Origin of the sequence: Streptomyces sp. ICC4, assembly GCF_003287915.1 — a bacterium.
GTDB classification, from domain to species: Bacteria; Actinomycetota; Actinomycetes; order Streptomycetales; family Streptomycetaceae; genus Streptomyces; species Streptomyces tritrimontium.
Map to the genome: position 1 here is coordinate 2,681,374 of NZ_CP030286.1, position 19,514 is coordinate 2,700,887.

A 19,514-nucleotide genomic window follows, 5' to 3' on the forward strand; every position below is an offset into this window, starting at 1 on the left:
CTACTGCGGGCGGCGCCAAGGGATGTGCTTCAAGCCTGGCGGCTGGGCTGCAGGCCCGATAGGCGCCAGCGCCGCACAGAGGCGGACGGTCAGGCGTGGTTGACCGGGAGGACGTCCGGGGAGAGAGCGCCCGCGTGGGCCGCCGACGAGGTCATCCGCTTGCGGTGGTGGCGGCGGCAGAGGACCTCGTAACCGATCTCCCCCGCCGGGCGGTTCACATCGCCGACGACGACCTGCGCGCCCTCGACCACCATCTCGCCGTCTATCGTGCGGGCATTGTGGGTGGCGCGGGCGCCGCACCAGCACAGGGCCTCGACCTGGAGCTGCTCGATCCGGTCCGCCAGCTCGATCAGGCGCTGGGAGCCCGGGAAGAGCTTCGTGCGGAAATCCGTCGTGATGCCGAAGGCGAACACGTCCATGTCGAGGTCGTCCACGATGCGGGCGAGCTGGTCGATCTGGTCGGGAGCCAGGAATTGGGCCTCGTCCACGATCACGTAGTCGACCCTGCCGCCCTTGGAGAGCTGGTCCACGAGGTACGCGTAGAGGTCCATGCCCTCTGTGGCCTCGACCGCCTCCGTCACCAGGCCAAGACGGGAAGACAGCTTGCCCTCCCCCGCGCGGTCGTCGCGCGTGAAGATCACGCCCTGGAGCCCGCGGGCCGAACGGTTGTGTCCGATCTGGAGCGCCAAAGTACTCTTCCCGCAATCCATGGTGCCGGAGAAAAATACCAATTCGGACATCAGAGGAGGGTGACCTTTCGGGGCGGGCAGACCGTGGGGTCGGCGGCCCCAGTGGGAGATGGCGGATTCCCCAGCAAGTTGGTGCTCTTTCCGCAGTCCATCGTTCCGGAGAAGAACACCAGCTCGGGCATGGGGAGTACAGGACCTTTCGATGGGTCGGCGTGAGGGGGAGGGGCCGGACGGAACCGGGTGTCAGGAGCGGATCTCGAGCAGCGGGACGAGCTGCTCGGCCGGGGTCATGGAGCCGTGCATGCCGGCGAGCGCCGACTCGTTGGGCTCGGCCCGGGAGGCGGTGATCGCCACGTCCGCCTGGGCGGCCGCGACGACGTCGCCGATCCGGCCGAGGACGCGCTCGTCGCACTCCCCCGGTGTCCCGAACCAGCCCAGTTCCAGGGCTTCCTCGCGGCTCGCGATCCAGAAGCGGTCGCCGAGCACCTCGCGCCACACGGTCAGGACGTCGGTCTCGGCGCCCGGTACGGCGTACACGTGCCGGGCGCGGCCCTCGCCGCCCAGCAGGGCGACGCCGGCGCCCAGTTCCCAGTCGTCGTCGTAGTCGATGCGGGAGTCCTCGTCGAAGGGGACGTCCACCATGCCGTGGTCGGCGGTCACGTACAGCGCGGTGCGCGGCGGCAGTTGCTCCGCGAGCCGCTGGACCAGCCGGTCGACGTACATCAGCTGGCCGCGCCAGGCGTCGGAGTCGACCCCGTGCCGGTGGCCGGCGCCGTCGAGCTCGCTGTAGTACGTGTACACGAGCGAGCGGTCGCCGGCCCCGAGGCGCTCGGCCGCGAGGTCCATGCGCTCCTCGCCGGTCATCCGGCCGAGGAAGGTGCCGCCGCTCAGCGCGACCTTGGTGAGCGGGGTGGTCTGGAAGGCCGGCGAGGAGACCTGCGCGGTGGCCACACCGGCCGCGTCCGCCTGCTGGAAGACGGTCGGGTACGGCTGCCAGGCCTTGGGCTGGGTCCACGGGTGCCAGCGGAGCTGGTTCATCAGTTCGCCGGTGGCCGGATTGCGCACGGTGTAGCCGGGCAGTCCGTGGCGCGCGGGCGGCAGGCCGGTGCCGACGCTGGCCAGCGAGGTGGCGGTGGTCGCCGGGAAGCCCGCGGTGATCGGGCGGCCGGTGCCGCCGCGCGAGGTGGCGAGCAGGGAGGTGAGGTACGGGGCCTCGTCCGGGTGGGCCTTGATCTGCTCCCAGCCCATGCCGTCGACCAGGAACACGCAGTTCCGGTCGGCCGGGGTCAGCTCGGTGATCGCGGCCTCGAAGCCGGGTACGCCCTGGCCGGCCACGAGGGTGGGCAGCAGGTCGGCGAGCGAGCCGGTGCCGTATTCCGGGACAGGGGCACCGCTGAGGTCCAGCAGTTCCGGCTCGTCCTGCCAGCTCTGGGCGGCGGAGTGGGCCATCAGCGGGCGGGGGTGGACGTCGCCGCCGTCGCTTCGCTGAGCGCCTGGGCGAAGAGCAGGGTCTGGCGGACCGCCTCCGGGCCGTCCCCCGCCTCGCTCACGCGCAGGCTGAGGTCGTCGGCGGTGGAGTTGCCGGTGTAACCGTGGTCGGCGTCGCAGTTCTGGTCGCCGCAGGCGGCGGGCTCCAGGTCGATGCGCGAGACCGCGCCCCAGCCGATGGTCAGGACGACCTCGCGGGGCAGGGTGCCGGGAGTGTAGGACTCCGGGTTGGCGACGACGCGGCTGAGCACGACCGAGGAGATGCCGGACAGCTTGACCGACTCGGTGGAGGTGGTCGCGTACGGGGACGGGGATCCGGCGTCGGCGGCCTGCTCGTCGGTGTGGCTGACGATGAAGCGGTTGCCGGTCAGGACCAGCACCGTGACGTGCCGGCGCACCTCGTTGGAGTCGAAGGTCGTCTCCTGGTGGACCAGGTACGACGAAATCGGCTCGCCGCCCACCGCGGCCTCCACGGCCTCGGCCACGAGGGCCGGGTAGTAGCCGCTGCGCTCGATCGCCGTGCGCAGCCCCTGGGTCGTCGTACCGGATTTCGCCATGAGGTCCATCCTAAGGCCCGTACGGGTCACTCCGGCCGCCCCGGACCTCAGTAGCTGGGCAGGGTCCGCGGGCCGAGGTCGCCGCGGGCGGGCGGATGGGCGACGCGGACGGTCGCGCTGAGCACGGACAGACCCTCGGTGGCGACGACTACGGGCTCCAGGACCACCCCCACCACCTCGGGATGGTCGTCGACGAGGCGGGACAGGCGCAGGAGCAGTTCCTCCAGCGCGGGGGTGTCGACGGGGGCGCTGCCGCGCCAGCCGAAGAGCAGCGGGGCGGTGCGGATGGACCGGATCAGGCCCGCCGCGTCCCGGTCGGTGGCGGGAACGAGCCGGTGGGCGGTGTCGCCGAGGAGTTCGGAGGCGACTCCGGAGAGGCCGAAGGACAGCACGGCGCCGGCGGCGGGGTCGATGACGGAGCGGATGACGGTGTCGACGCCCCGGGGCACCATCGACTGGACCACGGGGAGCAGCTCCTGCGGTTTGCCGAGCGCGTGGGTGAGCTCCTCGTAGGAGCGGCGCAGCTCGGCCTCGGTGGTGAGGTCGAGGCGGACGCCCCCGAGGTCGGCGCGGTGGCGCAGGTGCGGGGCGGTGGTCTTGAGGGCCACGGGGTATCCGAGGACCCCGGCGGCGCGGACCGCGGCGTCGGGGTCCTCGGATACCCCGTGGCCCTCAAGACACCCCGGAGTCCTGAACAGTCGTGCCCAGCTGGACTTCGTACGGGCCAAGGTGCAGGCGGGGCAGCAGCCGTGGAAGGCGGCGTTCGACGACATGCTGGCGAGCCGCTACGGCTCGCTGTCCCGGACCCCCAAGCCGCGGGCCGTCGTCGAATGCGGCTCCTACTCCAACCCGAACCTCGGATGCACCGACGAGCGGGAGGACGCGATAGCCGCGTACACCGACGCGCTCGCCTGGTACGTCACCCGCGACGACCGCTACGCGAAGAAGTCGATCGAGCTGATGGACGCCTGGTCAGCCCGGATCAAGGACCACACGAACAGCAACGCCCCGCTGCAGAGCGGCTGGGCGGGCTCCACCTGGCCGCGCGCCGCCGAGATCGTCAAACACGCCTACACCGGCGGCTGGCCGAACCAGGGGCGCTTCGCGACCATGCTGCGCGAGGTCTACCTGCCGGAGGTGATCGGCGGGCGGCCGAACAGCAACGGCAACTGGGAACTGATCATGATGGACGCGGCCGTCGGCATCTCCGTCCACCTCGACGACCGCGCGAGCTACGACAAGGCGATGGCGGTCTACCTCGGGCGGGTGCCCGCCTACTTCTACCTGGCCTCCGACGGGCCGCAGCCGAAGTACCCGCCGCGCTCCACCATCGACACCAGGAGCGAGCTGATCGACTACTGGCACGGCCAGAGCACCTTCACGGACGGTCTCGCGCAGGAGACCTGCCGGGACTTCGGCCACACCGGCATGGGGATCGCGGCGACGATGCACGTGGCGGAGACCTCGCGCATCCAAGGGCGGGACCTCTACCCGGAGTTCAAGGACCGGTTCCGGCACGCGCTGGGCTTCCACGCCAAGTACGAGCTCGGCGAGGCCGTGCCCGCCTCGCTCTGCGGCGGGAGCCTGGCCAAGGGCCTGGGGCCGGCCACCGAGGTCGGCTACAACGCCCTGCACACCCGGCTCGGCGTCACGATGGAGAACACCCGCAGGCTCACCGAGGGCCGGCGCCCGGCGGGCACCGAGAACCACTTCGAGGCGTGGGAGACGCTGACCCACGCGGACAACCCGAACTGACGGCCGCGCCCGGTACGAACGGTACGGCCGGCGCCGCCGGTCGTACCGGCACGGTGCGGCCCCGCCACCCGGCGGGGCCGCACGCGTGTGGGAGGGCTCAGCCGGCTTCCTTGACCTGGGCCGCCGTCGGCGCGGTGCCGCCGAGGTGGGCCGGCAGCCACCAGGAGTCCTCCGGACCCTTGGGCCGGGCCGGGTAGGCGCTCTGCGCGGCGTCCAGCAGCTCCTGCACCCGCTCGCGCACCCGGCGGGTGATGGCGCCGGCGTACTGGTCGGACGGAGCCTCCAGCGGCTCGCCGACCCGCATCGTCACCGGGATGTGGCTGCGCTTGAGGTCCTTGGGGCGGCCCTTGGTCCACAGGCGCTGCGTGCCCCACAGGGCCACCGGGATCAGCGGGACGCCGGCCTCCTGCGCCATGCGCGCCGCACCGGACTTGAAGCTCTTCAGCGTGAAGGACTGGGAGATCGTCGCTTCCGGGAACACACCGATGATCTCGCCGGAGCGCAGCGAGTCCAGCGCGTGCTGGTACGCCGTCTCACCCTGCGCCCGGTCCACCGGGATGTGCTTCATCGCGCGCATCAGCGGGCCGGACACCTTGTGCCGGAACACCGACTCCTTCGCCATGAAGCGGACGAGGCGCTTCTGCGGGCGCGCGGTGAGCCCGGCGAAGATGAAGTCGAGGTAGCCGATGTGGTTCGACACCAGAACCGCCCCGCCCTTGCGCGGGATGTTCTCGGTGCCCTTCATGTCGATGCGGACGTCGAGGGCGCGGAAAAAGGTGTGTGCGGCGCCGATCACCGGGGGGTAGACGAGCTCAGCCATGGTGGGGAGACCCCGCTTTCTGCCTGGAGGTGTTCCCGGCCGGAAGTTACGGCAGCGTAGGTACGCGGCCATGGGGATCGTGCCCCATACGCGGGCCGCAGGCCAGCCCAGACGCCCGTGCCCGGCGAGATTCTCGTCACGCCGGGAATGCGGCGCACGCGCGGGGCGCTCGGATCAGCGTACGAACGGACCGGGATGATGGACGAGTGCGTTGTACGAGCGGACGTACGACAGCGGGTGTGGACGCGGGTCCGCGGACCTGCGCGGGCAGGACTACGGCGGCGACGGGAGCACGCGTGCACGGGCACGAAGAGGCACGGGCACGAAGGGCACGGGGTGCACGGGGTGCACGAGCGGAACGAGCCGGCCGGGGCGGACGAACGGCACCGGCGGGACGGCCGGAGCGGGGGCGGGCCGCGGCTGGGCGCCGCGGAACTGGGCGCGGAGTTGGGGGAGCGGGCCAGCCTGGTGCAGTTCTCCAGCGCCTTCTGCCAGCCCTGCCGGGCCACCCGCAGGATCCTCGCCGAGGTCGCGGCCATGGTCGAAGGCGTGGCGCACATCGAGATCGACGCCGAGAAGAACCTGGACCTCGTCCGGGCGCTGGGCGTCGAGACGACCCCGACGGTCCTCGTCCTGGACGCGGGCGGCCGGATCGTGCGGCGGGCGGCCGGGATGCCGCGCAAGGCCGACGTGATCGCGGCCTTGGGAGCCGCCGTATGACCCGCGCCGAGGCGCTCCCCGAGGTGCGACCCGAGGCACTCCCCGCGGCGGCCGGAGCGCCGGTGCGCGCGCCCGCACGCAGCGTGACGCGCCCTACATCTGTCCGCTGCGGCTTGACTGTGTACACGGGTGATCGCCAGGCTGGCGACATGCGGTATGAACTCCTGCTTTACCGACGGGGACTCCCCTCGTGACTGCTCCGACGGCTCCCCCTCCCCGTTCCGGCACCGGCCTGCCCGGCTCGCCCGACCTGCTGCGCTCGGTGTTCCGCCGGCACGCGGCGGGCGTTGCCGTGATCACCGCCGAGAGCGGCGGCCGGCCGGCGGGCTTCACCGCGACCTCGCTCAACTCGGTCTCCGCCGACCCGCCGCTCCTGTCGTTCACCATCGGCACCGGATCCTCCAGCTGGCCCGCGGTACGGGACTCCGACCACCTCGGCGTGCACATACTCGGCGAGCACCAGCGGGAACTGGCCGGTCTGTTCGCGCGGAACGGGGCCGATCGCTTCGGTCCGGCGACCGACTGGGCGCCCGGGCCGCACGGGGTCCCGGTGCTGGAGGGCGTCCTGGCCTGGCTGGTGTGCCGGGTGGTGGCGCGGGTGCCCGCCGGCGAGCACCGGGTGATCATCGCGGAGGCGGTGGCCGGGGACCCGGCGGGAGACGCTCTGGGGGACCCGGCCGGGCAGGGCCGTCCGCTGTTGTACCACCAAGGGCGCTTCAACGCGTTGCGCGACTGAATCGTGCCTGTTGGGGTGGGTTGCGGAGGCGTTGGCCAGATCACAGCCCGCCGCCCTTGCAACCTGGCGGCCCCCGCTGTGTACTGACGAGTAACATCCCCTTTGGGGCACGGGCCGCCCCTTAAGGGGTGGCTCCGAGATGGCGCCTATGCTGCCTGAGCAAGGCGGTACCAGAAATGTCGATGCGGTAGGAGAGCCGGCGTGAGCCTGAGGATCGTTGTCTGTGTGAAGTACGTGCCCGACGCCACCGGCGACCGGCAGTTCACCGAGGACCTGACCGTCAACCGCGACGACGTCGACGGCCTGCTGTCGGAGCTCGACGAGTACGCCGTGGAGCAGGCGCTGCAGATCGCCGACGAGGCCGATGACGCGGAGATCACGGTCCTGACGGTGGGCCCCGAGGACGCGAAGGACGCGCTGCGCAAGGCGCTGTCGATGGGTGCCGACAAGGCCATCCACGTCGAGGACGACGACCTGCACGGCAGCGACGTCATGGGCACCTCGCTGGTGCTCGCCAAGGCGATCGAGAAGGCCGGCTACGACCTGGTCATCACGGGCATGGCCTCGACGGACGGCACCATGGGTGTCCTCCCGGCGATCCTGGCGGAGCGCCTGGGGGTCCCGCAGGTCACCCTCCTGTCCGAGGTCAAGGTCGAGGGCGGCGTCGTGACCGGCCGCCGCGACGGCGACTCGGCGAGCGAGCAGCTGGAGGCCTCCCTCCCGGCGCTCGTCTCGGTGACGGACCAGTCGGGCGAGGCCCGCTACCCGTCCTTCAAGGGCATCATGGCCGCCAAGAAGAAGCCGGTGGAGTCCTGGGACCTCGAGGAGCTCGAGATCGAGGCCGACGAGGTCGGCCTCGAGGGCTCCTGGACCGCGGTCGACTCCGCGACCCAGCGCCCGGCCCGTACCGCCGGAACGATCGTCAAGGACGAGGGCGAGGGCGGCAAGTCGCTGGCCGGCTTCCTTGCGGAGCAGAAGTTCATCTAGGCACAGCCTGGCCGGCCGGAAGCTCGTCCAAGAGCTTCGGCCCTCTCACTACGCCCCCTGACCTACTTCGCATGCGCAGGAGCATCCCCCAATGGCTGAAGTCCTCGTCTACGTCGACCACGTCGACGGCGCCGTCCGCAAGCCCACCCTCGAACTGCTGACGCTGGCCCGCCGCATCGGCGAGCCCGTCGCCCTGGCGCTCGGCGCCGGCGCCGAGGCCACCGCCGCCGTGCTCGCCGAGCACGGTGCCGTCAAGGTCCTCACCGCCGACGCCCCCGAGTTCTCCGACTACCTCGTCGTACCGAAGGTGGACGCGCTCCAGGCCGCGTACGACGCCGTGTCCGCCGCGGGTTCCCTGGTCGCCGTGCTCGTCCCGTCCTCCGCGGAGGGCAAGGAGATCGCCGCCCGCCTGGCCGTCCGCATCGGCTCGGGCATCATCACCGACGCCATCGACATCGAGGCGGGTGACAAGGGTCCGGTCGCGACGCAGGCCGCGTTCGCCGCGTCCTTCACCACCAAGTCCGTGGTCTCCAAGGGCACCCCGGTCATCACCGTGAAGCCGAACTCGGCCCCGGTCGAGGCCGCCCCGGCCGCCGGCACCGTCGAGGCGCTCGCCGTCACCTTCGGCGCCCTGGCCACCGGCACCAAGATCACCTCCCGCACCCCGCGCGAGTCGACCGGCCGCCCCGAGCTGACCGAGGCCGCGATCGTGGTCTCCGGCGGCCGCGGCGTCAACGGCGCCGAGAACTTCCACATCATCGAGGCGCTCGCGGACTCCCTCGGCGCGGCCGTCGGCGCCTCGCGCGCGGCCGTCGACGCCGGCTGGTACCCGCACTCCAACCAGGTCGGCCAGACCGGCAAGTCGGTCTCCCCGCAGCTGTACATCGCCTCCGGCATCTCGGGCGCGATCCAGCACCGGGCCGGCATGCAGACCTCGAAGACCATCGTCGCCATCAACAAGGACGCCGAGGCTCCGATCTTCGACCTCGTCGACTACGGCGTGGTCGGCGACCTCTTCGCGGTCGTCCCGCAGCTGACCGACGAGATCAAGGCGCGCAAGGGCTAGATCCCTGTCGCAGGCGCTGACCTGCGGGTAAGTGGTCTCCGGGGCCGTGTGGTGTTTCTCACCGCACGGCCCCGAGTCGTTTGTCCAGGACGGCGGGGGGACCATTGACGGAGTGGAACCCCGTGACTAAATTCTGTAATGCGGATCTAAGATTCCGTGAAGCGGAAAAGAGGAGAGTGCACGATGGGTCAGCAGGAGAAGGTGGCGACGAGCCTCGCAGGCGCGGTCAGCGAGGGCATCAGCGCTTCCCTCAAGCCGGTGGACGCGGAACTCGCGCGCCACTACCCGGGCGACCCCGGCACCCGCCAGCCCATCCACACGGTCTACGTGCCCGGTGACGTCTTCGCCGCGGACACCATCCGCTCCTGGGGCGACCAGGCCCTCGCGGCCCTGGACGAGCACGCCCCGGACGCCGCCACCTTCGCCAAGGTGCTGGGCATCTCCGACGAGCTGGCCGTCCCGGTCTACGACCGCGTCCGCGCCAAGCTCGCCTCCGAGCCCATCGAGGACCTCCGCGTCGACTTCGAGGACGGCTTCGGCGTCCGCTCCGACGAGGAGGAGGACCAGGCCGCCGCCCGCGCCGCCCGTCTCGTCGCCGAAGCGTTCTCCAACGGCACGAACGCCCCGTACATGGGCATCCGCATGAAGTGCATGGAGTCCAACGTCCGCGACCGCGGCATCCGGACCACCGACATCTTCCTCTCCGGCCTGCTCGCGCACGGCGGCCTGCCCGAGGGTCTGGTCCTGACCCTGCCCAAGGTCACGTACCCCGAGCAGGTCACGGCGTTCGTGCAGCTGCTGGAGGCCTTCGAGACCGCCCGCGGCCTGCGCCCGGGCCGGATCGGCTTCGAGATCCAGATCGAGACCAGCCAGTCCATCCTCGCCTCCGACGGCACCGCCGCGGTCGCCCGGATGATCGAGGCCTCCAAGGGCCGCGCCACCGGCCTGCACTACGGCACCTTCGACTACAGCGCCTGCGTCGGCGTCTCGGCCGCCTACCAGTCGAGCGACCACCCCGCCGCCGACCACGCCAAGGCGATCATGCAGGTCGCGGCCGCCGGCACCGGCGTACGCGTCTCCGACGGCTCCACCAACGTCCTGCCGATCGGCACCACCGAGCACGTCCACGAGGCCTGGAAGCTGCACTACGGCCTGACCCGGCGCGCCCTGGCCCGTGCCTATTACCAGGGCTGGGACATGCACCCGGCGCACCTGCCGACCCGCTACGCGGCCGTCTTCGTCTTCTACCGCGAGGGCCTCGAGACGGCCGCCGCGCGCCTGAAGGCGTACGTCGCCAAGATCGAGGGCGACGTCATGGACGAGCCCGCCACCGCGAAGGCGCTGGCCGGCTACCTGGTCCGCGGCCTCGACTGCGGCGCCGTCGGCGCCGAGGAGGTCACCGCCCTGACCGGCCTGACCCGCGCGGAGCTCGACGCCTTCGCCATCCCGCGCCGCTCGGCCACCCTGACGGCGACCGCCTGACCCCCGGTCCGCCCCGGCCCCAGCGCCTGCGCAGCCCCGCCCGGACGATCCCGGGCGGGGCTGCGGCGCGTTCGGCGCCCGGCGGCACCCGACGCGTCAGGAGCCCGGCGGGATTTCGCCCGAGCCGCGGGGGATCAGGCGGGTCGGGAGCTCGATGCGGGCCGGCGGGAGGTCGGCGCCCGCCAGGCGCTGGAAGAGGCGGTCCGTGGCCACGCGGCCCAGCGCCGCCGCGTCTTGGGCGATCACGGTGACTCCGGGGCGCAGCAGGTCGGCGAGCTCGAAGTCGTCGAAGCCGACCAGCGCCACCCGGCCGGGCCGCGCCGCCAGGACCCGTACGACCGTGACCGTCACCCGGTTGTTCCCGGCGAAGAGGGCCGTCACCGGCTCCGGGCCGGACAGCATCGACCGGGTGGCGGCCGCGACGCGGTCGGGGGCGGTCGGGCCGAGGGAGACCCAGGACCCGGCGACCGGCAGGCCTGCGTCCTCCATGGCCGCGCGGTAGCCCCGGAGCCGCTCGGTCGCCGTGTGGATGTGCGGGTGGTCGCCGATGAAGCCGATCCGGCGGTGGCCGCCCGCGATCAGGTGGGCCACCCCGTCCCGTGCGCCGCCGAAGCTGTCGGACAGTACGACGTCCGCGTCGATCCGGCCCGCCGGCCGGTCCACGAACACCGTGGCCACCCCGGCCCGGATCTCCGGCTCGAGATAGCGGTGGTCGTCCCCGGCCGGGATCACCACGAGTCCGTCCACCCGGCGGGCGCACAGCGCGAGCGCCAACTCCCGCTCGCGGTCCGGGTCCTCGGCGCTGGAGCCGTTGATCAGCAGCGCGCCGTGCGCCCGGGCCACCTCCTCCACGGCCCGGTTGAGCGGCCCGTAGAAGGGGTCGGCGAGGTCCTCCAGGACGAGGCCGACGGTCGCGGTGCGGCCCTTGCGGAGCACGCGGGCGCTGTCGTTGCGGCGGAAGCCGAGGGCGTCGATGGCGTCCTGGACCCGCTTCTCCGTGTCCGGTGTGACCCCCGGCTCGCCGTTGACCACGCGCGACACCGTCTTCAGGCCCACGCCGGCCCGGGCCGCCACGTCCTTCATGGTCGGCCGGTTGCCGTAGCGGGGCTCGATCGGGCGGCGGGTGTGCGGCACGGTGGGGAACCTCCGGTGGGTCGGGCGCCCTGGCGGCGCGGACAGGCCTGTGACCTTGAGGATAAGCACTCGGCGGGGGAGCGGGGTTTCCGTGGCAGGGTGGTGCGGGCAAGCCACTGGGGGCATCGGGAGAGGGGTAGACGTGATTGTCTGGATCAACGGCACTTTCAGCGCCGGGAAGAGCAGCACGGCCCGGGAACTGACCGGGCTCCTGCCGGACAGCACCCTGTTCGACCCGGAGTTCATCGGTGACGCGCTGCGCGTGCTGCTGCCGCGCAAGCGCCTCGCGGAGGTCTCCGACTACCAGGACCTGCCGATGTGGCGGCGGCTCGTCGTGGACACGGCGGCGGCGATGCTCGCGGAGCTGGGCGGCGTCCTGGTGGTGCCGATGACCCTGCTGCGGCAGGAGTACCGGGACGAGATCTTCGGCGGGCTGGCGGCGCGCAGGATCGCGGTGCGGCACGTGCTGCTGGCCCCGGCGGAAACGATCCTGCGCGAGCGGATCGCGACGCGGGAGGAGCCCGGGGCGCCGCGGGAAGTGGACCTCCGGGTGCGGCAGTGGGCCTACGACCACATACCGGTCTACCAGCACGCGCTGGGCTGGCTGACGGCCGACGCCCACGTCGTCGACAACGGGGCCCTGACGGTCCGGGAGACGGCGGAGCGGATCGCCGAGGCCGTACGCACCGGCGCCGCCCCGGCCTGTGACATCGTGCAGACCCCGCAGCCGACGCGCGAGACGGTGGCGGCCGGGGTGCTCCTCTTCGACGACGAGGACCGGGTGCTCCTCGTGGATCCGACGTACAAGGCGGGCTGGGAGTTCCCGGGTGGCGTCGTCGAGGCGGGCGAGGCACCGGCCCGCGCCGGGATGCGGGAGGTCGAGGAGGAGCTGGGCCTCGTCCTGGAGCACGCCCCGGAACTGCTGGTCGTGGACTGGGAGCCGCCGGCGCCCCCGGCGGGGTACGGGGGACTGCGGCTGCTCTTCGACGGCGGCCGGCTGCCGGCGGCGCAGGCCGGGCGGCTGCGGCTGCCGGGGCCGGAGCTGCGGGCGTGGAGGTTCGTGACGGAGGAGGAGGCGGCGCACCTCCTCCCGGAAGTCCGGTACGAGCGGCTGCGATGGGCCCTGCGCGCACGGGAGCGGGGCCGCGCGGCGTACCTCGAGGCGGGCCGGCCGGTCCCCCAGGGGGTGTGACCCCGGGCTCCGCGGAGTCCCTCCCTAGGATGATCCGATGGGCCTCTTCGACAGACTGACCGGCACGAGCGGTCCCCGCGCCGGTGCGGCACCGCTCTCCGCGGCGGCGGTACGCACCGTGCTGCTCGCGATCAACGGACCGGGCGTGCCGTACGCGGTGCGCGAGGGCACGCCCGGGGAGCGCGCCGACCTGGTGGCGGAGTGGCACGTCCGGGGGCTGGACCTGAGGCTCAGGACCCGGATGCGCCTGGTCCCGGCGCGGCGCGAGGTACGGGCCGTCGACGAGCAGTGGGACGGGGTGACGCGCGAGTACGGCCGGGGGCCGACGACGACGGTGTCGCGGCAGTGGACGTACGAGCGGGGGCCGGACGGCCGTCGCCGCCGGGTCGAGACGTTGCGCGTCGACCCGCGGGAGATGAGGAACCCCCTGCGGGCCGCGGTCATCGGCGCGGGCTGGACATGGCGCGGAGTGCTGTTCAGGCTGTGACCGGCGGGCCGGAGGCGGCCGTGGCGGAGGAGCCCGCGTCCGGGGCGTCCGGGGCTTCCGTCGCGGCTGCGTCGGTCGCCTTCGCCGCCGAGCGGAGGGTGGCGGCCGTGTCCTCGGTCAGGGGGTCGCCGTGGCCGAAGCAGGCCACCGACGGGGACAGCCCGGCCAGCCGGCGGAAGGAGGCGACGGCCTCGGCGCGGTCCACGTTGAAGACGCCCAGCATCACCCGGCCGACTCCGGCGACGCAGTCACCCGTGAACAGCACTCCGTGCGCGGGCAGATGGACCGCGATGCTGCCGGGGGTGTGGCCCGGGGAGTGGACGACGACGGCGCCGCCGCCGAAGGTGAGTACCTCGCCGTCCGAGAGCTCCCGGTCCACACGGGTCGGCGGGGCCTCGGACACCGTCAAGCCGTGTGCGTACAGCGGCAGTTCCCAGTCCAGCAGCACCGGCTCGGGGACCGGCTGCTCGCCGCGGACCACCGGTGCGTCCAGCCGGTGCGCCAGCACCTGCGCGCCCCAGCGGGCGGCGAGTTCGCCCGCCGCGCCGACGTGGTCGCGGTGGCAGTGGGTCAGGACGATCCGCTCCAGCCGTTCGGGCCGCAACCCGAGGGAGCGTATGGCGTCCTCGATCGCGGCCGCCGACTCGGCGTGGCCCGCGTCGATCAGGGTCAGGTCCGCCCCGTCGCGCCAGAGATAGGCCTGGCCGATGCGGAAGCGGAGCATGTGGAGCCGTTCGGGGATGACTTCGACGAGATCCAGGTCCATCCCCCGAACGTAACCGGGCCGATCCCGCGGAGGGCGGCGATACGCCGGAAGCGGAGTTCGCCCCCGGCGGACCCCATGCGGACCCCCGGCGGATCCTGCCGGCGGTCTTCGGTCGACCGCCGGCAGGATCCGCCGGCCGGCGTCAGGCCCGCTTGGACTCGGCGTAGTTGACGAGGAACAGTGCCTCGGTGACCGAGAGGCGCTCCAACTCCTCCGGGGAGACGCTCTCGTTCACCGCGTGGATCTGCGCCTCGGGCTCGCTCAGCCCGATCAGCAGCATCTCCGCGTCCGGGTACAGCGAGGTCAGCGTGTTGCACAGGGGGATCGATCCGCCCATGCCGCTGATCTGCATCTCCTGGCCGGGGTACGCCGCCTCCATGGCCTTCGCCATCGACGCGTACGCCGGGCTGTCGGTGTCCGCCTGGAACGGCTGCCCCTGGCCGACGACTTCGAGCTCCAGGCGGGCCTGCCACGGGGTGTGCGCCACCAGGTGCGCCTCCAGCAGCTTGATGGCCTGCGCCGTGTCCACGCCCGGCGGCACCCGCAGGCTCACCAGCGCGCCCGCGCTCGCGTGCACCGACGGGGTCGCGCCGACCAGCGGCGGGGAGTCGATGGCCAGCACGGTGACCGCGGGCCGGGCCCACAGCCGGTCGGCGATGGTGCCCCCGCCGATCAGCTCGACCCCGTCCAGTACCTTCGCGTCGGCACGGAAGTCGGCCTCCGGGTACTGGAGCCCCTCCCACACCGTGTCCGAGGAGAGCCCGTCCACCGTGGTCGAACCGTCCGCCGAGCGCAGCGAGGCCAGCAGCTGGATCAGCGCGGCCATCGCGTCCGGGGCGGCGCCGCCGAACATGCCGGAGTGCAGGTTGCCCGCCAGGGTGTCGATCCTGACCTTCAGCAGGGCCATCCCGCGCAGGGTCGCCGTGACCGTCGGCAGGCCCTTGCGGAAGTTGCCCGCGTCGCCGATCACGACGGCGTCGGCGGCCAGCAGTTCGGGGTGGGCCGTCGCGTACTGCTGCAGACCGCCCGTGCCCTGCTCCTCCGAGCCCTCGACGATCACCTTGACGCCCACCGGCACACCGCCGTTGGCCTTCAGGGCGCGCAGCGCGAGCAGGTGCAGGATGAACCCGCCCTTGCAGTCGGCCGTACCGCGCCCGTACCAGCGCCCGTCGCGCTCGGTCAGCTCGAAGGCCGGGGAGACCCAGGCCGGGTCGTCCAGCGGGGGCTGCACGTCGTAGTGCGCGTACAGCAGCACGGTCGGCGCGCCCGCGGGACCGGGCAGGTAGCCGTACACCGACTGGGTGTCGTCGGGGGTGTCGAGGAGCGCCACGTCCTGGAAGCCCTCGGCGCGCAGCGCGTCGGCCACCCAGTTCGCCGCGGCCTCGCTCTCGCTCTTGGGGAACTGTGCCCAGTCCGCCACCGACTGGAAAGCCACCAGCTCGGACAGCTCCTGCTTGGCGCGGGGCATCAGCGAGGCGACGGTCTCGGCGATCGGATGAGACGGCATGGGCACGCTCCTCTTGGGTGCGACGTTGGTGTACGTGTACGCGTCCCGCATTCGCGGGGTGGGCGTATGCGGAGTACGGCGAAAGACTGTCTCGATCCTCGCACAACGGGGCAGGCGGTCTCGCGCCGTAGGATTTCCCCGGCATCGGAGCAACGGCGTGAACCGCAGGATCAGGAGCAGCAGCACATCGTGAGCAGCGACGAGAGCGACAACGGCGACGTACGCGACGCGGCGGCAGGACAGGCCGCCGAGCACACGGACGCGGAGGTGGCCGGGGGGACCGGCGAGGTGTGGGACGTGGTCGTGGTCGGGGCCGGGCCGGCCGGGTCCTCGGCGGCGCACGCGGCGGCGGCCGCCGGGCGGCGCGTCCTGCTGCTGGAGAAGGCGGAACTGCCCCGGTACAAGACCTGCGGCGGAGGCATCATCGGCCCCTCGCGCGACGCCCTGCCGCCGGGCTTCGTACTGCCGTTCAAGGACCGCATCCACGCGGTCACCTTCTCGCTGGACGGGAAGTTCGCCCGGACGCGGCGTTCCAAGCAGATGCTGTTCGGCCTGATCAACCGGCCCGAGTTCGACGCGGCGCTGGTCGCCGAGGCGGAGAAGGCGGGCGCGACGGTCCGTACGGGTACGGCCGTGGCGCGGGTCGAGCAGCACGGGGCCTCCGTGCCCGACCGGCGCACCGTCGCCGTGGTCCTGGCCGACGGCGAGACCGTGCTGGCGCGGGCCGTGGTCGGCGCGGACGGCAGCGCGAGCCGGATCGGCGCCCACGTGGGGGTCGAGATGGACCAGGTCGACCTCGGCCTGGAGGCGGAGATCCCGGTGCCCGCCACGGTCGCCGAGGACTGGAAGGGCCGGGTCCTCATCGACTGGGGCCCGCTCCCCGGCAGCTACGGCTGGGTCTTCCCCAAGGGCGACACCCTCACCGTCGGGGTCATCTCGGCGAAGGGGGAGGGCGCCGCGACCAAGCGGTACCTGGACGACTTCATCGCCCGGCTGGGTCTGGCCGGCTTCGAACCGGCCGTCTCCTCGGGGCACTTGACCCGCTGCCGCAAGCCGGGCTCGCCGCTCTCGCGCGGCCGGGTGCTGGTCGCCGGCGACGCGGCCGGGCTGCTGGAGCCGTGGACGCGCGAGGGCATCTCCTTCGCGCTGCGCTCGGGCCGGCTCGCCGGGGAGTGGGCGGTGAAGGTCTCCGAGGCGCAGGACGCGGTGGACGCGCGCCGCCAGGCGCTCAACTACGCCTTCGCGGTCAAGGCCGGGCTGGGTGTGGAGATGGGCGTCGGCAAGCGGATGCTGACGGTCTTCGAGGCCAAGCCGGGACTCCTGCACGCGGTGATCACCGGCTTCCGGCCGGCCTGGCTGGCCTTCGCCCGGATCACGCGCGGCTCGATGACCCTGGCCGACATGGTGCGTACGTACCCGCTGGCGCGCAAGGCGCTGCACCTGCTCGACGCCAGGCAGGCGCGGAGCCGGGGCGAGGGCGCGGGCGGGGGCCCGGGCCCGGACGAGGCTGCGGGCGCGGGCGCCGATCAGGGAGGGGCCCGGGGCTGAGACCGGCGGACGGCGGACGGCGGACGGCGGTCAGCGGACGGCTGTCGGCCGTCGACGGTCGCTGTCGCCGGTCAGCCGGTGACCGTGATGCGGAAGACCGGGTGGTCGGCCGCGGCCGCGCGGAGCTCGGACTCGGAGGAGTCCGCGGTGACGCCGTTGAAGAACCGGTTGACCTCCCAGCCCCACTTCTTCAGGTAGCCGCGAAGGACCACGGCCTGCTCGGCGGGGTCGGTGAGTTCGGTGACGGTGAAGCTGCGCACCTTGCGGCCCACCCGGAGCTCGCCGCCGCCCGCCGCCCGCATGTTGCGCACCCACTGCGAGTGGCCCCGGGCGGAGACCAGGTACTGCTCGCCGTCCTGGGTGTGGGGGTTCACCGGAATCCGCTGCATCTGGCCGGAGGTGCGGCCGCGCACCGACAGCTCGGCCGTACCGGCCAGGCTGATGCCGATCCGGGCGAGCTTGCCGAGGAGGGCGTTGAAGCGGACACCGACCGGGCCGGCCTGGATGTAGTACGGCTTGGACGCGTTCATGACGGCCTCCGAGGATATGTGGGAGAGCACTGCTCTCGCTTGAGATCAGTGTGCACGGGTCGGCGATCCAAAGCAAGAGCAGTGCTCTCTGAATGGATCGGTGATCCAGTTTTTGGGCGCTGCTCTCGCTCCGTGCCACACTGACGTCCATGAGCACCGTGCGAGGGGCCCGCGAGCGGGCCCGCATCGAAGTCACCGCCGCCATCAAGGACGAGGCGCGCCGCGCGCTCGCGGCCGAGGGCGCGGCCAAGCTCTCGCTGCGCGCCGTCGCCCGCGAGCTGGGCATGGTCTCCTCCGCCCTCTACCGCTACTTCCCCAGCCGCGACGAGCTGCTCACCGCCCTCATCGTCGACGCCTACGACAGCGTCGGCGCCGCCGCCGAGGCGGTCGACGCCCGGGCCCTCGCCGCCGGCTCCGGGCCCCGCGCGCGCTGGATCGCGGTCTGTGAGGCCGTCCGCGCCTGGGCGCTGGAGCACCCGCACGAGTACGCGCTCATCTACGGCTCACCGGTCCCCGGCTACACCGCACCCCTGGACACCATCGGCCCCGCCTCGCGCGTCGGCAACGCCCTCATTGGCATCGTCCGCGCCGCCTACGAGGGCCGGGGCGTCGCCCTCCCGCCGCTCCCCGCCGAGCTGCGCCCCGAAGCCGTCCGGATGGTCGAGGACTTCGCCGCAGGGCTGCCCCCCGAGGTCGCCGCCGCCCTGGTCGCGGCCTGGGCGCAGCTCTTCGGGCTGGTCTCCTTCGAGGTGTTCGGCCAGTTCGCCCGGGTCGTCGAGGACCGGGAGGCGTTCTTCGCGCACGCCGCCGGGCAGTTGGCGCACGGAGTGGGGCTGTCCGCCGTGTGACGGGGCCGCGATTGTTCGCTTGTCAGTTCCTCATACCGAAGCAGAGGATTCGGCTCTGGCGGGCCCGGCGGTCCGTCTAGTGTTCCTCGGGTCGCGCCCCCGTCGTCGCGCCGCCCCGTCGTCCCGTCGTCGCTCGAGGAGCAGTCATGACCCGTGCCGCGAAGGCCGTCTACGCCGTCCTCGCGACCCTCTTACTGGCCGCGCCGGCGCCCGCCGTCACCGCTTCGGCGAGCTCGGGCCGGGCCCCGTCGGCCACCGCCGCCCCCGCACCGGCCCAGGCCGAGACCGTGACCCGGGGTCAGGACCAGGCCCCGGCCCCCCAAGTGATCCCGACACCCCGCAGACCGGGCGTACGGGGCCTGGAGATAGCCGTACCCGCCTACGTCTGGGCCGACGACCCGATGCTCGTCGAACTCACGGCCACCGGCCCGGCCGCCTCCGTCGTCGTCCTCAACCCGGGCAACGGCGACTCCCCGTTCGACGCCCCCTGGCGGGCCCGCGCCGACGCCCTGCGCGCCGGGACCACCGCCACCGGCGAGAAGACCAAGGTGCTCGGCTACGTCCACACCGACCACGGCAACCGGGACGCCGCCGCCGTCAAGGCCTCCGTCGACAACTACCTGAAGACTCCCGACGGCCGCCTCCATGTGGACGGCATCTTCTTCGACGTCGTCAGCCGTGACTGCGGCCCGGCCAATGCCACCCGCGACCACTACGCGGAACTGCGCCGCTACGTCCAGGACACCATGGAGGCGGCCGCCCCCGGCACCCCGGACCTGGTCGTCAACAACCCCGGTACGGCCATCGCCGACTGCTACCTGGAGCCCGGCCACCGCACCGCCGACGTCTTCGTCACCTACGAGGACACCCACGCGGCGTACACCGGCGGCGGTTGGCTCGGCGGCAACGTGTTCAACGGCCTCACCGGCTATCGCGCGGGCGCCGAACTCGACCCGAGCGGCACCGCGTTCTGGCACCTCGTCCACGACGTCCCGGACGCCGCCGCGATGCGCGCCACCCTGCGCACCGCCTTCGAGCGCGGAGCCGGCTACGCCTACGCCACCAGCGCGGAGATGCCGAACCCCTGGAACGCGCGGCCCGGTTGGAAGTTCCGCTCCCAGACGGCGTACGCGTCCACCCTGGGCTGAGGCGACCCCGGCCATCGCGGGCCCGGCTGTCGCGACCCCGGCCGTCGCGGCCCG

Annotated in this window: 19 protein-coding genes and 1 pseudogene; 11 read left to right on the forward strand and 9 right to left on the reverse strand. The window is 72.8% G+C overall.

Features of this window, described 5'->3' with window-relative positions:
* Nucleotides 1-89 precede the first annotated feature (89 nt).
* From DRB89_RS12490 to DRB89_RS12505, 4 genes and pseudogenes are all read right to left on the reverse strand, one after another.
* A complete protein-coding gene (locus DRB89_RS12490; protein WP_112448516.1) occupies nucleotides 90-740 on the reverse strand; it encodes a thymidine kinase in 651 nt (216 codons plus the stop codon).
* Nucleotides 741-932: 192 nt separating this feature from the next.
* A complete protein-coding gene (locus DRB89_RS12495) occupies nucleotides 933-2,138 on the reverse strand; it encodes a nucleotide pyrophosphatase/phosphodiesterase family protein (RefSeq protein WP_112448517.1) in 1,206 nt (401 codons plus the stop codon).
* On the reverse strand, nucleotides 2,138-2,734 hold the full coding sequence (locus DRB89_RS12500) for a DUF5998 family protein (RefSeq protein ID WP_112453366.1): 597 nt from the start codon (nucleotides 2,732-2,734) through the stop codon (nucleotides 2,138-2,140). Before DRB89_RS12500 ends, DRB89_RS12495 begins: the two co-directional genes overlap by 1 nt.
* Nucleotides 2,735-2,781: 47 nt before the next feature.
* A pseudogene (locus tag DRB89_RS12505) lies at nucleotides 2,782-3,387 on the reverse strand (acetate--CoA ligase family protein); the annotation flags it as partial.
* On the opposite strand from DRB89_RS12505, the gene DRB89_RS12510 reads away from it, so the two are divergent.
* Nucleotides 3,326-4,489 carry an alginate lyase family protein gene (locus DRB89_RS12510; protein WP_239516102.1) on the forward strand — a complete coding sequence of 388 codons (1,164 nt, stop codon included), beginning with the start codon at nucleotides 3,326-3,328 and terminating at the stop codon, nucleotides 4,487-4,489. The pseudogene DRB89_RS12505 and the gene DRB89_RS12510 overlap by 62 nt on opposite strands.
* Nucleotides 4,490-4,586: 97 nt before the next feature.
* Here DRB89_RS12510 and DRB89_RS12515 read toward each other — a convergent pair whose 3' ends face one another.
* On the reverse strand, nucleotides 4,587-5,309 hold the full coding sequence (locus DRB89_RS12515; protein WP_112448651.1) for a lysophospholipid acyltransferase family protein: 723 nt from the start codon (nucleotides 5,307-5,309) through the stop codon (nucleotides 4,587-4,589).
* A 420-nt stretch (nucleotides 5,310-5,729) separates the two neighbouring features.
* Here DRB89_RS12515 and DRB89_RS12525 point away from each other — a divergent pair, with 420 nt between their 5' ends.
* The 5 genes from DRB89_RS12525 (at nucleotide 5,730) to DRB89_RS12545 (ending at nucleotide 10,300) form a co-directional block, all read left to right on the forward strand.
* Complete coding sequence (locus tag DRB89_RS12525) at nucleotides 5,730-6,029, forward strand: thioredoxin family protein (RefSeq protein ID WP_239516773.1); 300 nt, start codon at nucleotides 5,730-5,732, stop codon at nucleotides 6,027-6,029.
* A gap of 190 nt (nucleotides 6,030-6,219) precedes the next feature.
* A complete protein-coding gene (locus tag DRB89_RS12530) occupies nucleotides 6,220-6,765 on the forward strand; it encodes a flavin reductase family protein (protein WP_112448653.1) in 546 nt (181 codons plus the stop codon).
* 201 nt (nucleotides 6,766-6,966) lie between these two features.
* Nucleotides 6,967-7,752, forward strand: coding sequence for an electron transfer flavoprotein subunit beta/FixA family protein (locus DRB89_RS12535; RefSeq protein ID WP_112448654.1), 786 nt, complete (start codon nucleotides 6,967-6,969; stop codon nucleotides 7,750-7,752).
* 91 nt (nucleotides 7,753-7,843) lie between these two features.
* Nucleotides 7,844-8,818 carry an electron transfer flavoprotein subunit alpha/FixB family protein gene (locus DRB89_RS12540; protein WP_112448655.1) on the forward strand — a complete coding sequence of 325 codons (975 nt, stop codon included), beginning with the start codon at nucleotides 7,844-7,846 and terminating at the stop codon, nucleotides 8,816-8,818.
* 183 nt (nucleotides 8,819-9,001) lie between these two features.
* Nucleotides 9,002-10,300 (forward strand): aldolase/citrate lyase family protein, encoded by a 1,299-nt coding sequence (locus tag DRB89_RS12545; protein ID WP_112448656.1) that lies wholly within the window; start codon nucleotides 9,002-9,004, stop codon nucleotides 10,298-10,300.
* Between the two features lie 96 nt (nucleotides 10,301-10,396).
* Here DRB89_RS12545 and DRB89_RS12550 read toward each other — a convergent pair whose 3' ends face one another.
* Nucleotides 10,397-11,383, reverse strand: coding sequence for a LacI family DNA-binding transcriptional regulator (locus DRB89_RS12550; RefSeq protein WP_112453396.1), 987 nt, complete (start codon nucleotides 11,381-11,383; stop codon nucleotides 10,397-10,399).
* A 193-nt stretch (nucleotides 11,384-11,576) separates the two neighbouring features.
* Here DRB89_RS12550 and DRB89_RS12555 point away from each other — a divergent pair, with 193 nt between their 5' ends.
* Nucleotides 11,577-12,626, forward strand: a complete 1,050-nt coding sequence (locus tag DRB89_RS12555; protein ID WP_112448657.1) for an NUDIX hydrolase — start codon at nucleotides 11,577-11,579, stop codon at nucleotides 12,624-12,626.
* A gap of 37 nt (nucleotides 12,627-12,663) precedes the next feature.
* Complete coding sequence (locus DRB89_RS12560) at nucleotides 12,664-13,113, forward strand: hypothetical protein (protein WP_112448658.1); 450 nt, start codon at nucleotides 12,664-12,666, stop codon at nucleotides 13,111-13,113.
* Here DRB89_RS12560 and DRB89_RS12565 read toward each other — a convergent pair.
* Nucleotides 13,103-13,873, reverse strand: a complete 771-nt coding sequence (locus DRB89_RS12565) for an MBL fold metallo-hydrolase (RefSeq protein WP_112453397.1) — start codon at nucleotides 13,871-13,873, stop codon at nucleotides 13,103-13,105. The genes DRB89_RS12560 and DRB89_RS12565 overlap by 11 nt on opposite strands.
* Nucleotides 13,874-14,021: 148 nt before the next feature.
* Nucleotides 14,022-15,386, reverse strand: coding sequence for a dipeptidase (locus DRB89_RS12570; RefSeq protein WP_112448659.1), 1,365 nt, complete (start codon nucleotides 15,384-15,386; stop codon nucleotides 14,022-14,024).
* Nucleotides 15,387-15,674: 288 nt separating this feature from the next.
* On the opposite strand from DRB89_RS12570, the gene DRB89_RS12575 reads away from it, so the two are divergent.
* Nucleotides 15,675-16,934 (forward strand): geranylgeranyl reductase family protein, encoded by a 1,260-nt coding sequence (locus DRB89_RS12575; RefSeq protein ID WP_343234698.1) that lies wholly within the window; start codon nucleotides 15,675-15,677, stop codon nucleotides 16,932-16,934.
* A 71-nt stretch (nucleotides 16,935-17,005) separates the two neighbouring features.
* On the opposite strand, the gene DRB89_RS12580 is transcribed toward DRB89_RS12575, so the two are convergent.
* The gene (locus tag DRB89_RS12580; protein ID WP_112453398.1) at nucleotides 17,006-17,464 is read right to left on the reverse strand and encodes a nitroreductase/quinone reductase family protein; all 459 of its coding nucleotides are present in this window, start codon (nucleotides 17,462-17,464) and stop codon (nucleotides 17,006-17,008) included.
* A gap of 149 nt (nucleotides 17,465-17,613) precedes the next feature.
* Here DRB89_RS12580 and DRB89_RS12585 point away from each other — a divergent pair, with 149 nt between their 5' ends.
* The gene (locus DRB89_RS12585) at nucleotides 17,614-18,312 is read left to right on the forward strand and encodes a TetR/AcrR family transcriptional regulator (protein WP_112448660.1); all 699 of its coding nucleotides are present in this window, start codon (nucleotides 17,614-17,616) and stop codon (nucleotides 18,310-18,312) included.
* 146 nt (nucleotides 18,313-18,458) lie between these two features.
* A complete protein-coding gene (locus DRB89_RS12590) occupies nucleotides 18,459-19,460 on the forward strand; it encodes a spherulation-specific family 4 protein (RefSeq protein WP_239516104.1) in 1,002 nt (333 codons plus the stop codon).
* The last annotated feature ends 54 nt before the right edge of the window (nucleotides 19,461-19,514 follow it).

Coding starts and splice junctions, on each gene's coding strand:
- DRB89_RS12490 (WP_112448516.1), bottom strand. CDS start 740: ATGTCCGAATTGGTATTTTTCTCCGGCACCATGGATTGCGGGAAGAGT.
- DRB89_RS12495 (WP_112448517.1), bottom strand. CDS start 2,138: ATGGCCCACTCCGCCGCCCAGAGCTGGCAGGACGAGCCGGAACTGCTG.
- DRB89_RS12500 (WP_112453366.1), bottom strand. CDS start 2,734: ATGGCGAAATCCGGTACGACGACCCAGGGGCTGCGCACGGCGATCGAG.
- DRB89_RS12515 (WP_112448651.1), bottom strand. CDS start 5,309: ATGGCTGAGCTCGTCTACCCCCCGGTGATCGGCGCCGCACACACCTTT.
- DRB89_RS12540 (WP_112448655.1), top strand. CDS start 7,844: ATGGCTGAAGTCCTCGTCTACGTCGACCACGTCGACGGCGCCGTCCGC.
- DRB89_RS12545 (WP_112448656.1), top strand. CDS start 9,002: ATGGGTCAGCAGGAGAAGGTGGCGACGAGCCTCGCAGGCGCGGTCAGC.
- DRB89_RS12550 (WP_112453396.1), bottom strand. CDS start 11,383: ATGAAGGACGTGGCGGCCCGGGCCGGCGTGGGCCTGAAGACGGTGTCG.
- DRB89_RS12560 (WP_112448658.1), top strand. CDS start 12,664: ATGGGCCTCTTCGACAGACTGACCGGCACGAGCGGTCCCCGCGCCGGT.
- DRB89_RS12570 (WP_112448659.1), bottom strand. CDS start 15,386: ATGCCGTCTCATCCGATCGCCGAGACCGTCGCCTCGCTGATGCCCCGC.
- DRB89_RS12580 (WP_112453398.1), bottom strand. CDS start 17,464: ATGAACGCGTCCAAGCCGTACTACATCCAGGCCGGCCCGGTCGGTGTC.
- DRB89_RS12585 (WP_112448660.1), top strand. CDS start 17,614: ATGAGCACCGTGCGAGGGGCCCGCGAGCGGGCCCGCATCGAAGTCACC.
- DRB89_RS12590 (WP_239516104.1), top strand. CDS start 18,459: ATGACCCGTGCCGCGAAGGCCGTCTACGCCGTCCTCGCGACCCTCTTA.